This is a genomic window from Priestia sp. 40, from assembly GCF_049368575.1.
GTDB classification, from domain to species: Bacteria; Bacillota; Bacilli; order Bacillales; family Bacillaceae_H; genus Priestia; species Priestia zanthoxyli.
In genome coordinates this window covers 26,572-39,417 of sequence record NZ_JBMPZA010000017.1, presented here as the reverse complement: position 1 = coordinate 39,417, position 12,846 = coordinate 26,572, and the positions used below count along the sequence as shown (strand labels likewise).

The 12,846-nt window shown below is 38.8% G+C and carries 9 protein-coding genes and 1 pseudogene; 9 read left to right on the top strand and 1 reads right to left on the bottom strand.

The genetic code is table 11. The features are described 5' to 3' along the window. Positions 1-76: 76 nt before the first annotated feature. The gene (gene zwf, locus ACO1DI_RS19895) at positions 77-1,591 is read right to left on the bottom strand and encodes a glucose-6-phosphate dehydrogenase (protein ID WP_243557146.1); all 1,515 of its coding nucleotides are present in this window, start codon (positions 1,589-1,591) and stop codon (positions 77-79) included. A gap of 164 nt (positions 1,592-1,755) precedes the next feature. Here zwf and ACO1DI_RS19890 point away from each other — a divergent pair, with 164 nt between their 5' ends. From ACO1DI_RS19890 to ACO1DI_RS19850, 9 genes and pseudogenes are all read left to right on the top strand, one after another. Further along, positions 1,756-2,121, top strand: coding sequence for a winged helix-turn-helix transcriptional regulator (locus ACO1DI_RS19890; protein WP_014460848.1), 366 nt, complete (start codon positions 1,756-1,758; stop codon positions 2,119-2,121). Between the two features lie 203 nt (positions 2,122-2,324). Further along, on the top strand, positions 2,325-2,966 hold the full coding sequence (gene hxlA / locus ACO1DI_RS19885) for a 3-hexulose-6-phosphate synthase (RefSeq protein WP_014460847.1): 642 nt from the start codon (positions 2,325-2,327) through the stop codon (positions 2,964-2,966). A gap of 363 nt (positions 2,967-3,329) precedes the next feature. Then, the gene (locus ACO1DI_RS19880) at positions 3,330-5,753 is read left to right on the top strand and encodes a GcvT family protein (RefSeq protein ID WP_042992560.1); all 2,424 of its coding nucleotides are present in this window, start codon (positions 3,330-3,332) and stop codon (positions 5,751-5,753) included. A gap of 30 nt (positions 5,754-5,783) precedes the next feature. After that, on the top strand, positions 5,784-6,944 hold the full coding sequence (solA, locus tag ACO1DI_RS19875; protein ID WP_042992221.1) for an N-methyl-L-tryptophan oxidase: 1,161 nt from the start codon (positions 5,784-5,786) through the stop codon (positions 6,942-6,944). A gap of 66 nt (positions 6,945-7,010) precedes the next feature. Then, on the top strand, positions 7,011-8,159 hold the full coding sequence (locus ACO1DI_RS19870) for an aromatic ring-hydroxylating oxygenase subunit alpha (protein WP_423145574.1): 1,149 nt from the start codon (positions 7,011-7,013) through the stop codon (positions 8,157-8,159). A gap of 81 nt (positions 8,160-8,240) precedes the next feature. Continuing rightward, positions 8,241-9,494, top strand: coding sequence for a quaternary amine ABC transporter ATP-binding protein (locus ACO1DI_RS19865; protein ID WP_423145573.1), 1,254 nt, complete (start codon positions 8,241-8,243; stop codon positions 9,492-9,494). A 2-nt stretch (positions 9,495-9,496) separates the two neighbouring features. Further along, the gene (locus ACO1DI_RS19860) at positions 9,497-10,360 is read left to right on the top strand and encodes an ABC transporter permease (RefSeq protein WP_115653430.1); all 864 of its coding nucleotides are present in this window, start codon (positions 9,497-9,499) and stop codon (positions 10,358-10,360) included. A 21-nt stretch (positions 10,361-10,381) separates the two neighbouring features. Next, positions 10,382-11,263 carry a glycine betaine ABC transporter substrate-binding protein gene (locus ACO1DI_RS19855; RefSeq protein WP_182421149.1) on the top strand — a complete coding sequence of 294 codons (882 nt, stop codon included), beginning with the start codon at positions 10,382-10,384 and terminating at the stop codon, positions 11,261-11,263. A gap of 146 nt (positions 11,264-11,409) precedes the next feature. After that, positions 11,410-12,460 (top strand): annotated as a pseudogene (locus ACO1DI_RS19850) (pyruvate kinase). Positions 12,461-12,846: the final 386 nt, after the last annotated feature.

Below are 12,846 nucleotides of genomic sequence, written 5' to 3'. Positions count from 1 at the left end.
TCTCGCTTCATCGTTCGGATCTTTCTTCAAATAAAATACTTTTACCCCAGCCTCTTTTTAACGAGATTAAAAGTAATCACCACCACTTAAACCCGTCGTCTTCTAACAAACGATTTGAAGCTGCTGGTCCCATCGTACCCGCAGGATAAAAATGAAGAGGAAAGCGTTCATCATTAAAAACTTCTAAAATAGGTTGCACCCATTTCCAAGATAATTCAACTTCTTCCCAATGAGCAAAAAACGTGGAGTCTCCCTGTAAAGCATCAAATAACAGCAGTTCATAAGCTTCGGGTACTTCTTTTTGATTTGTTGAGAAATTGATGAAAATAGGTTCGACCTTATCGCTATTCAAAGGATTTTTGCTGTTTAATTGCAGCGAGATACCTTCATTTGGGCTGATTTCGACAACTAAAAGGTTAGGAATGGCTTCTTCGGCTGTATAAAGATTCTTTAAAGAATTTTTAAATTCAATGACGATACGCGTGCATTTTTTACTCATTCTTTTTCCTGTGCGAAGATAGAAAGGCACTCCTTTCCAGAGCTCATGATCAATCCATATCCGCGCTGCTATAAACGTGTCATTAACGGAAGAAGCATTGATGCCGGGCTCTTCTTTATATCCTATAACTGAACGATCTTGGATTTTTCCCGCTTCGTATTGACCTCTTATGACGTTCGAATGGATAAACTCTTTTTGTAGAGGGCGAAGGCTTTTCATAATTATTATCTTTCGTTGGCGAGTTTTTGCGATGTTAAGCGTCTTTGGCAGCTGCATGGCAGTCATCATAAGCATTTGAAGCATATGATTTTGGAACATATCCCTAATTGCACCGGACTGATCATAGTAATGCGCTCTTTCTTCTACACCAACTGTTTCACTAGCTGTAATTTGAACATTTGCAACGTAGTGATGATTCCATAGTGCTTGTAAAATAGGGTTTGCAGATGCTAAAGCTTCCAAGTTTTGTATCATCGGTTTTCCCAGATAGTGGTCAATACGATAAATCTCTTCTTCATTGAACGTTTCAGTAAGCTTTTGGTTTAACACTTGAGCAGATTGTAAATCGTGTCCGAAAGGCTTTTCGATAATAAGACGTTTCCAGCCTTTTGTAGATCCTAATCCGCCGCTATTTATATTTGAAGCAATAACATCTATAAATTCAGGAGCCACAGATAAATAGAAAAGACGATTTTCAGGAATATTTAATTTTGCTTCGCCTTCTTGAATGGCCTGAAGCAACTGGTCATATCCATCACTATTGGTAACATCCATTTTATGATAGCGAACTGTCTTAAGAAATTTTTTTATCTTGGATTCACCTTTTCTAAAGCGCCTCGAAAAAGTTTTTACTGATTCTTCTACATATATTTGAAAGGCATCATCAGACCAGTTGTTTCTACCAGTACCAACAATAGAAAAGAAAGAAGGAAGCTTTTCATCTAAAAATAAATTATATAACGCAGGAAAAATTTTTCTTTTAGCCAAATCTCCTGTTGCTCCAAATAAGATAAAGGTCATGGAATCCACTTCTAACGCTTGTGGTGAATGAGACTTGAGACAATTATCACGTGAACGAGCTACACTGTCCAATTGATCTCCTCCTTTATTTTAACGGTCTATTGCAGTGAATATAGTCTTTTACCATCTTTACAGATTACAGTATAGCAGGTACAATTTTCCTTTATAAGTAGACACTTTATTTTCATATAGTGTCTAAAACTATACTATTACGCATAAAAAGGGAGGAAAAAGGATTGAGCAGACTTTTTAGCAAAACGTTTAACTGTGAAAAGGAATTAACGTTGACGATTATTGGAGGCAAGTGGAAAATGTTAATTATGTGGCATCTAGGAAAAGAAGGGACAAAACGATTTGGTGAGTTAAAGTCCATGATGCCGGGAATTACTCAGCGAATGTTAGTAAGTCAGCTGCGAGAATTAGAAGAAGATCAAATCGTTCACCGAAAAGTCTATCCGGTTGTACCTCCAAAAGTTGAATATTCTTTGACTGAACACGGGAGAAGTCTGATGCCCATTCTTGAAAGCATGGACGAGTGGGGAAAAAATTATATGGAAACCTTTATAGAACCTGAAATGAATAATTCCACACATATGGGATAAAATCTTTTCTTGAGAAGGTTATAAAAATGTCTTTATTATTCAGAATTTTCTAAATTAAATATAAGTGATAAGATGCACAGAAGTATCCATAGTATATTTTTAGTGACTATATGTTTTAAAAGTGCCTACTTTTTTTTTGAAAGTAACGGTTTTACAATGAATTCATGCTAGACAACCCCATTTAATGAAGGAGTGAAGTAGGTATGGAACTTCAATTAGCATTGGATCTTGTAAATATTTCAGAGGCAAAAGAAGTAGTTCAAGAGGTTCAAGAGTATATCGATATTGTAGAAATTGGTACTCCAGTTGTGATTAACGAAGGGCTAAAAGCAGTCAAAGAAATCAAGGAAGCATTTCCGTCTTTAAAGGTATTAGCTGATTTGAAAATTATGGATGCAGGTGCTTATGAAGTCATGAAAGCTTCTGAAGCGGGTGCTAGTATTATTACCATACTTGGCGCTACTGACGATTCGACTATAAAAGGCGCTGTAGAAGAGGCCAAAAAACAAGGAACACAAATTCTTGTTGATATGATTAATGTAAAAAATCTTGAACAACGTGCAAAAGAAGTAGATGCACTAGGTGTGGACTATATTTGTGTACACACGGGATATGATCTTCAAGCCGAAGGCGAGACTCCGTTTGAGCAGCTTCAAACGATTAAACGCGTTGTGAAAAATGCAAAAACAGCGGTGGCAGGAGGCATTAAACTGAATACACTTCCAGAAGTTGTGCAGTCACAGCCTGATCTTGTGATTGTCGGCGGGGGTATTACAAGTGAAAAAAACAAAAGAAACGTTGCAGAAGAAATGAAAAAAGTAGTCAAACAAGCAACTTTGGTCTAAAAATAAGCAAAAGTATTTAAGCGTTCAAAATCAATTGATCGGTAAATGGTTTAAAAAGAAGATAGCTAAGTTATTTTAGCTATCTTCTTTCCGTCATTTTTAGTATAACCATTCATTCATAAGAGCCATTTTGACAGATAGATAGTTTCTTTAAAATTCGTTATTCGAAAGAAAGAAACGGCGATTTTTCTGGGATTTTAAAGTTAAGAAAGCGTTATCCGAACATTAGCGGAAGAAAGTGCAGAAAAAATCTATGTCACATTTTTTAACAAAATACTTTGAAAATTAAGAAAATTAAAAATATAATTAACTATCGACAATATTTAACACCTTCAAATTAAAAGAGGAGGGAGATATGAAGTGATGGAACATAAGAAAATAGTAGTGATAGGAGCTGGAATTGTCGGGTGCAGCATTGCCTACTATTTAAGTAAAATGGGGCAACGAAACATAACAGTGATTGAGCAAGGCCCTTTGCTTGAAACAGGAGGATCTACTTCTCACGCTCCAGGGCTTGTATTTCAGCTTAGCTTTTCAAAAATCCTGACAACACTAGCTTCTCAAACAGTCGAAACCTTCAAAGAGTTGAGTACAGATGAACAGCGCTCTTTTTATCCTGTCGGCAGTTTAGAAGTTGCCCGTACACCAGAGCGATTAGAAGATCTAAAGAGAAAGGCTGGTGTTGCCAGCTCTTGGGGAATAGAAGCTTTTCTTCTTTCACCGCAGGAATGTGCGGAAAAAAATTCGCTCATTTGTCCTGACCGTATTTGCGGAGGTCTTTATGTTCCGTCAGATGGTATTGCTAAGCCTTTGCATGCCGTTGATAAAATGACCCGTTTTTCTAAAGAGTGCGGCGTAGAGTTTTACGGTCATACAGAAGTAACAGATATTGACGTGACAAATGGTCAAGTAAAAGCAGTGTACACAAGCGCTGGAAAGTTTGAAGCAGATGTAATCGTATGCTGTGCTGGATTTTGGGGACCACGCATCGGAGAAATGATCGGTGTAACGATCCCGCTTCAGCCGATGGCTCATCAATATGTGTTTACAAATGATTTACTTGAATTGAACGGAGAAACGGAAGAAGCCGCAACTCCTCTTATTCGAGATCAAGATAATTCCATTTATTTTCGTCAAGTAGAGAAAGGGCTTGGGATTGGATCATATCAGCATGAGCCGTTTCCAGTCGAACTCAGTGATATTACAAAATACGGAGAAACAAAAGAAATGCCTTCTGTTAAACCTTTTACACCAAAAGATTTTGAAAAACCGTGGGAAGATGCAATGGAATTAATTCCGGCATTAAAACAAGCGGGAATAAAAAAAGGAATGAACGGCATTTTTTCCTTCACTCCTGATGGTATGCCGCTGCTTGGTGAATCACAAACGGTACAGGGATTTTGGGTAGCAGAAGCTATATGGGTAACGCACTCTGCAGGTGTCGCAAAACAAATGGCTGAATGGATCATGAATGGTGCGCCGACTGTGGATTTAGAGCTATGCGATATTAATCGTTTCGATACGTGTGCATGCAGCCCTGCTTATTACAAACAGCGGTCTATTGAAGAGTATGAAAAGGTTTATAGTATTCACCATCCATTTATGCAGCGAAAAGTATCGCGGAACATGCGCGTAAGTCCATTTTATATGCGTCAACAAGAACTGAAGGCTTATTTTAATGAAAAAGCAGGATGGGAGCAGCCCCAGTGGTATGAAGCTAACTACCCGCTTATATCTACTTATGAAAAGATGATGGTAATAAGAAATGGATGGGCTGCTGAATATTGGTCACCAATTATTGAAGCTGAACATTTGCATACTCGTCAGCACGCAGCGCTTTACGATACAACAGCAGCAAAGAAAAGGTTAGAAATTAAAGGAGAAGGAGCTCTCCAGTTTTTACAGAAGCTAACGACAGGAAATATAGACATTGCAGTAGGTCAAAGCATACGTACGTGTATGTTGCATGAGCGAGGTGGCATAAAAGATCAAATAACGGTTATTCGCAAAAATATATCCACTTTCTTGATTGTTTGTACGGGAGCTGTAGAAGCAAGCTGGATTCAAAAACACGTGCTTCAAAACGGTCAAGTTGTTTTTCAAGATGTAACGTCAGGGACATGCAGTGTAGCTTTAATCGGTCCTAAAGCTACAGGAGTAATGAAATCCGCAGTTCAGCGTTCAGACCTTGGCGGCGCTTGGATTCAAGGGCAAGCAAAAACGCTGTTTATCGAAAATATTTCAGTTCTTGTTCTGCGTGATTCCTACGGGGGAATGGAGAGCTGGGAGTTGATTACAACTTCCGATCAAGGCCTAAATTTATGGGATTTATTAATGGGAAAAGGACAGCCTTATCAGCTAATTGCCGCGGGAGACCGGGCTCTTGAAAACCTTCGAATTGAATCTTTTTCGTTAAAGAGTGGGAAAGACTTTTGGAGCGAACATCATCCACATGAAGTCGACCTTCATGAAATGGTTGATTTAACAAAACCAGTTTTTATTGGGAAAGAGGCATTGCTTGATCGTCAGCGAAAAGATTCTGAAACAGTATTAGCGACGCTCGTATTAGATGATCCTTCAGCGATAGTAATGGGATATGAACCGGTCTTTTATGGAGAAACGGCCCTCGGATTTGTGACAAGTGCTGGCTATTCATACAGCTTAGGCAAAGGAATTGTACACACCTTATTATCTCAAGCTGTAAATGAAGAAATGGTTTTAGAAGTTGAATACTTTGGTCAGCGTTATAAAGCAGCAATGATGACACACTCCCCAGCGGTAGTTTAATTGATCAATCGAAAGGCAGGAGGAATGCAGATGTCAACACATTATGATGTCATTATTATCGGATTAGGAGCTATGGGGAGTACGGCTGCTTATCAGCTCGCCAAAAAAGGGCAGCGGGTATTGGGGTTAGAACAATACGGTCCTGCTCATGATCTAGGATCGAGTCACGGCGGTTCTAGAATTATTCGGCAGTCGTATTTTGAGGACCCTGCTTATGTTCCATTGTTGCTTCGCGCCTACGAATTGTGGAATGAAATTGAAAGAGAAAGCGGTCAAGAAATTCTTACGGTTACCGGTGGACTTATGATGGGACCTCCTGATAGCTTGACGGTTTCTGGAAGCATCGAAAGCTCTAAACAGTGGAATCTTGCGTATGAGATTCTAGAAGCAAAGGATATTTACAAACGGTTTCCGGTATTTACACCTTCACCTGCTACGGTTGCTCTATATGAAGAAAAAGCTGGATTCGTTAGGCCGGAAGCAAGCGTATATACTCACCTTCTTCAAGCAGAAAAATACGGAGCTGAGCTTCATTTTTTTGAAGAAGTGGTGTCGTGGGAAGCCCATCCTTCTGGTGAAGGCGTGCGTGTTGTAACAGCTAATGGAATATATGAAGCTGGAAAAATCATTATTTCTGCAGGCGCCTGGGCACCCGATTTATTACGGGAATTAGGTGTTAGCTTACAAGTAGAGCGTCATGTGCAAATGTTTTTTGAACCAACACAAGGAATAGACGTTTTTTCAGTGGGAAAACAGCCGATTTATATTTGGGAAGCAGATGATTATGTACAGTTGTATGGTTTCCCTTCTTTTGGATTAAAGGCTGAAGGAGCAAAAGTGGCGTTTTTCCGAAAAGGAACGGCGTGTACGCCGGAAACGATTGATCGAAATGTATATGAAGATGAAGTGAACATGATGCGGCACTATCTAGCTCAAGGTCTTCCGCAGCTCAACGGTCGGTTTTTACAAGGGAAAACGTGCATGTATACCAATACACCAGATGAACATTTTGTCATTTCGCTGCATCCTGAATATCCTCAAGTAGCAATTGCAGCGGGATTTTCCGGACATGGTTTTAAGTTTGCAAGCGTAGTAGGAGAGATTTTAGCAGATTTAGTGACAGAGGGAAAAACCAATCACCCAATTGATTTGTTTGCTCCGCAGCGATTTGCGGCGAACAAAATAGTATAAATCGTCGTCAGCTCTTGCGAATGGTTCTATTTAAATGTTTCTAAAGAAGCGAAGGAGGAATAGCAGATGGTTATGGAACATGGTTTAGTAAATGATAATGGGAGACTTGAGCCCACGTTGAAAGGAGAGCTGTATACATCTTCGGACATTTTTAAGTTAGAAAAAGATCATATATTTTCTAAATCATGGAGTTTAGTTGCATTTGAATACGAAATAGCAGAACCAGGACAATATATTACAACGAGAGTTGAAGGCGAAAATATTTTAATTACTAGAGGAAAAGACCATATACTGCGAGGATTTTTAAACGTATGTCGGCATCGAGGAGCTAAGCTGTGCAGCCAAGCATCCGGTAAAGCAGGGGTCATTCGCTGTCCGTATCATTCGTGGAGCTATAGCTTAGATGGTGATTTAGTAGGTGTTCCTAACACAAGCCACTGTCGAGAAGAACTCGTGCATAACGAAAGTTACGGACTAACATCCGTTCACATTGAAGTGTGGCACGGCATGGTTTGGGTTAATTTATCAGACAATCCGATATCTGTTGAATATCAGCTAGACGCACAAATTTTTGATCGTTTTGGAGAGCTTTATACGTTTGCTAGGTATGAAATTCAAAATTTAAAATCCGCTCATCGTGAAGAGTATGAAGTTGAGGCAAACTGGAAGCTTATTGTAGAAAACTTTCAAGAGTGTTATCACTGTTCCTCTATTCACCCTGAGCTTACGGCAACGCTGCCTGAATTTCGTTCGGGAGTCGGCACTCAAAATTCAGTAGGGGGTGGAGCTAAGCTTGGAAATGAATTAGAAGCTTTTTCAATTAGCGGGAAAGGAAGCCGTCCCATGTTAAAAGGGTTGCTTCCTGAAGATGACCGCACGTATTTTGGCATTACAGTTCTGCCGCTCGTATTTATCAATTTAACACCGGATCACGTTATTATTCATCGTATTATTCCAATTAGTGCAGAAAAGTCCAAAGTGATTTGCGAATGGTTATTCGACCCGGAAGAAATGGCTAAGCTTAATTTCAATCCAAAAGATGCCGTGGAATTATTTCATCGCGTTAATTTACAAGACTTTGAAGCGTGTGAATGGTGTCAAGAAAACATGAGCTCAAAATCTTATAAAGAAGGAGGAATTTTAGTACCTATCGAACAGCATGTTTCTCATTTTTACAACTATGTATTAGAAGCAATCGGTATGAAGGTCGAATAATAAATAGAAGCGGTCTGACACATTATCTCGGTGTGTCAGACCATCTCTAACAATCTACTTTAAAAATAAGGGGGAAATAAATTGAGTACAAACTCTAAACTAACAGAACCCATTATCCGTGTTACCGATGTTTCAAAAGTATTTGGCAGCCAAAAAGAACAGGCTCTTAAGCTGAGAGAGTCGGGGCAAAGCAAATATGAAGTTGAACAAGCTACTAAGACAACCGTTGCTATTTATAATGCTCATTTCGAAGTGAAAAAGGGAGAAACCTTTGTGCTAATTGGATTATCAGGAAGCGGTAAATCTACTTTGCTTCGATGCCTGAACGGGCTTGTAGAACCAACAGAAGGGACAGTATATCTAGAAAATACAGATATTTCTCATATGCCAAAAAGACAGCTTCAGCAAGTCCGGAGAAATAAAATTGGGATGGTCTTTCAAAATGTGGGCCTCCTTCCCAACCGCACCGTGATTGACAACATTACGTTCGGTCTAGAGATTCAAGGTGTAGCAGCAAGCGAAAGGGAAAAGCGAGGGAAAGAGGCGCTTGAAATGGTGGGATTAAATGGACAAGCTTATAAAAGAATTTATGAATTATCAGGAGGTATGCAGCAGCGGGTTGGATTAGCGAGAGCTCTTGCTTCTGAACAGGAGATTTTGCTGATGGATGAGCCTTTTTCGGCGTTAGACCCTCTCATTCGAAGAGATATGCAAAAGCTATTTCTTGATATTCAAGGAGAAGTACAAAAAACAGTTATCTTTGTAACGCATGATCTAGATGAAGCATTAACTTTAGGGCACCGGGCTGCCGTAATGAAAGACGGAGAGATTGTACAGCTTGGAACCGCTGAAGATATTTTAAGTCAACCGGCAACCCATTATGTAAAACTGCTTGTTCAAGACGTTAATTACGGCAAAATTCGCCTTGCTAAAGACGCTGTTATTCCGGTAGAAACGGCTGCCTACGAGTATGAATCACCACAAGTCATATTGAGAAGAATGAGAACCAATCATTTATCTACGATTTTTGTTCTTGATAGTTCTGACCGCTTATTAGGTATGATGAGCATCTATATAGTGATGGAGCTTATTGAAGCTCATAAGCATGATTTAAAAGGAAAAGCATTGACACAGCCGCATTGCGTCAATCCTGATATGTCTTTACAAGAAATGATTCCTCTATTTACCGACAGTCATTCCCCTGTAGTCATTGTTGATAATCATCACCGTCTACAAGGTATGATTTCCCCGAGCACTCTTATTGCAAATCTCACTGAACGTACTGCAGTGACCGAGCAGCAAGACGTTAAATCATATCAAGTGGAGGTTCGATAAATATGATGGTGAATGCTGCGATGATTCCTCGTATTCCTTTAGATAAATGGGCAAATTCATTTGTTGATTACATGATTGATAGTTTTTCAGGTGTATTTACTGGAATCAACCAGATAATGACCAGTTTAATCAGCAGCCTTGAATGGGCATTGACAGCCTCTCCTCCGCTAGTAACTGTCATTGTTTTTGTTCTATTAGCGCTATGGTTAACAGATTGGAAGATAGCTGTATTTACGTGTTTTGGTTTACTTCTTATTATTAGCTTGAATTTATGGGAAGCATCGATGCTGACCTTATCTCTCGTTTTAGCTTCTACTATTATCTCACTTTTATTCGGCGTTCCTTTAGGTATATTATCGCACCGCTTTAACAAATTGGGAGCAGTCATAAAACCGATTCTTGATATTATGCAAACAATGCCTGCTTTTGTTTATTTAATTCCGTCCGTACTTTTATTCGGATTAGGGAATGTTACAGCTCTTATTGCTACGTTTATTTTCGCAATGCCGCCTGCCGTTCGTCTGACGCTGCTTGGGCTTCAGCAGGTTCCACACACCACTTTAGAAGCGGCAGAAGCTTTTGGAGCAACGGAATGGCAAAAATTAATCAAAGTACAGCTGCCGCTGGCTTTGCCTATGATTATGTCGGGTGTAAACCAAGTTATTATGTTATCTCTTTCTATGGTTGTTATTTCTTCAATGGTAGGTGCGGGAGGCTTAGGTGCGGAGGTATTGCGAAGCATCAGTATGCTGGATGTAGGCTTAGGGTTTATCGGTGGGATTGCGGTTGTTATTATTGCCGTTATTTTAGATCGTTTAACACATCTTTCTACTCAAAAAAGCCGAGATATTCAATCAAGTAAATAAAATGGATAAAGGTGGGAGTATATGAAACATTCAAAAAAAATTTCTTTTATTATGCTAACAATCGTCATCATGCTGCTTGTCTCTGCATGCGGCAATAGTAATACGGCAAGCGGAACGACGACTAAAAAAGAAATTACAATTGGATACATACCATGGGACGAAGCCGTAGCTGTTACGTTTTTATGGAAGGAATTATTAGAGGAAAAAGGCTATAAAGTCAAAGCAGTTCAAAGCGATGTAGCTCCGCTTTTCTCAGGAGTTGCTCAAGGAAATATTGATTTGTTTTTAGATGTATGGATGCCTACCACCCACAGTTCTTATATGAAAAGATTCGGAAAGCAAGTAGCCGTTCTCGGCACTTGGTATGACCAAGCAGATAGCGGATTAGCCGTTCCCGACTACGTAGACGCGCAGTCGATAGCTGATTTGAAAAATAAGAAAAAGGAGTTTAACGGAAAGATTATTAGTATTGAACCAGGATCTGGAATAAACGGTCTTACTAAAGATCATGCGATGCCAAGCTATGGGTTAACAGACTGGAATTTAGTAGAAAGTAGCACAGCCGCTATGCTATCAGAATTGGATAAAGCAATTGCTAGTAAAGAGCCCGTTGTTGTTACGTTGTGGCGACCGCACTGGGCTTTTGAAAAGTATAATCTCAGATACTTAAAAGATCCGAAAAATACGATGAATCCGACAGGACCTGAAAAAATACAGTCAATCAGTAAAAAGACCTTTAAAGAAGATTATCCAGAAGCTGCAAAGTGGCTAAAAGATTTTTCTATTAGCTCTGATCAATTGGCATCGTTGGAATCAGAAGTTAACAGTGCGAACGATGAAACAAAAGGCGTAAAAAACTGGATTTCTAAAAATGAAAAAGTGGTTGAAAGCTGGGTACAATAAAGAATAGAAAGAAAATAAAAGAGCTGTCTCATAAGTGGAGTTATTGACTTAGAGACGGCTTTTTTGTGGGAATATAACTATTTTCATATGAAGCTTATCTCTTTCATTGAAGTGGGCATCCTATGTTAAAAGGATGGTGAAAGGCGATGGCAATCGATCGAATCTGTACAATTGGGCCTGCTAGTAATAAAAAAGGTGTACTAGCGAAACTGTTAGAAAAAGGAATGACAATAGCTCGGCTGAACCTATCTCATGGGTCGCATGAAAGCCACAAGAAAATTATAGATACGATAAGGTCTTTAGATCCCTCTATTCAAATTCTAGGAGATTTGCAAGGTCCTAAAATTAGACTTGGAGTGATAAAACTAAAAGAAGTGGTTTTAAAAGAAGGAACCTCTTTTGTTTTATATACAGAGGAGGTATCAGGAAATGAAAAAGGAGCGAGCGTTGATTACAAGGGTATCGTGCAGGATGTTCAAAAAGGAAGCAAAATCTTAATGAATGACGGCCAAGTAGAGCTAATTGTTGAAAAAGTAGAAGAAGATAAACTTGTCACAAAAGTAAAAAAAAGGCGCTATTTCTTCACATAAAGGGGTGAATTTACCAGCTACTCGCGTGCGTTTACCAGCCATTACTGAAAAAGATAAACAAGATATCAGATTCTTGGTGGAAGAAAAAGTAGATTTTCTTGCTTGTTCATTCGTAAGAACCCCTGAGCATTTAAAAGAAATTAAACATTATATCCATTTAAAACATCCAAATATCCCAAAGCTAATTGCAAAAGTGGAAACGATGGAAGCTATAGAAAATTTTCAGAGGATATGTGAAGAAGGAGACGGAATTATGATTGCACGAGGTGATTTAGGAGTAGAGCTTCCATATGAATGGATTCCCTTACTGCAAAAAATATTAATTCATGAATGCCGCTTGCACGATAAATACGTGATCACAGCGACACAAATGCTTCAATCAATGGTAGACAGCAAGATTCCTACAAGAGCTGAAGTGACAGATGTGTTTCAGGCGGTGTTTGACGGAACGAATGCAGTGATGCTTTCTGCTGAAACAGCAGCTGGAAAATATCCGATTGAAAGCATAGAAACTCTTTATAAAATATCTTATTTTGCTGAAACTATTTTAAATAAAAACGCCCCTAGCCTCTCAGAGTTTTTAACCATGTTAAAGAGCTCGAGATAAAAAGTGTAGCAAGTAAATATGTAAATTAAAAAAATATATTTAAATTAAAAAAAGTGGCATTGCTTTCTACTGTCCAAGTACAATTTAAATAATGAATGCTTTACGTTTCGCATGTAAGTATTTATTTATACCTATGTTGTCATAATTTATGTGATTCCCCAAAGCATAAATTACTTTTCATTACCTTATTGTGTACAAATATATTATGAGACAAGCCCATGCCTGTACAGGCATGGGCTTGTCTTTATATGGCGTTTTAAAACGTCAATTTCTAATTGGGGAATTAATCTTCACCTCTTGCACAATAAATATTCTTCTGTACAAAAATAGAGTGTATAATAGGAATGTTGACTTGGTAGAGAAAAGAGAGAAGTCCTATCAAACAA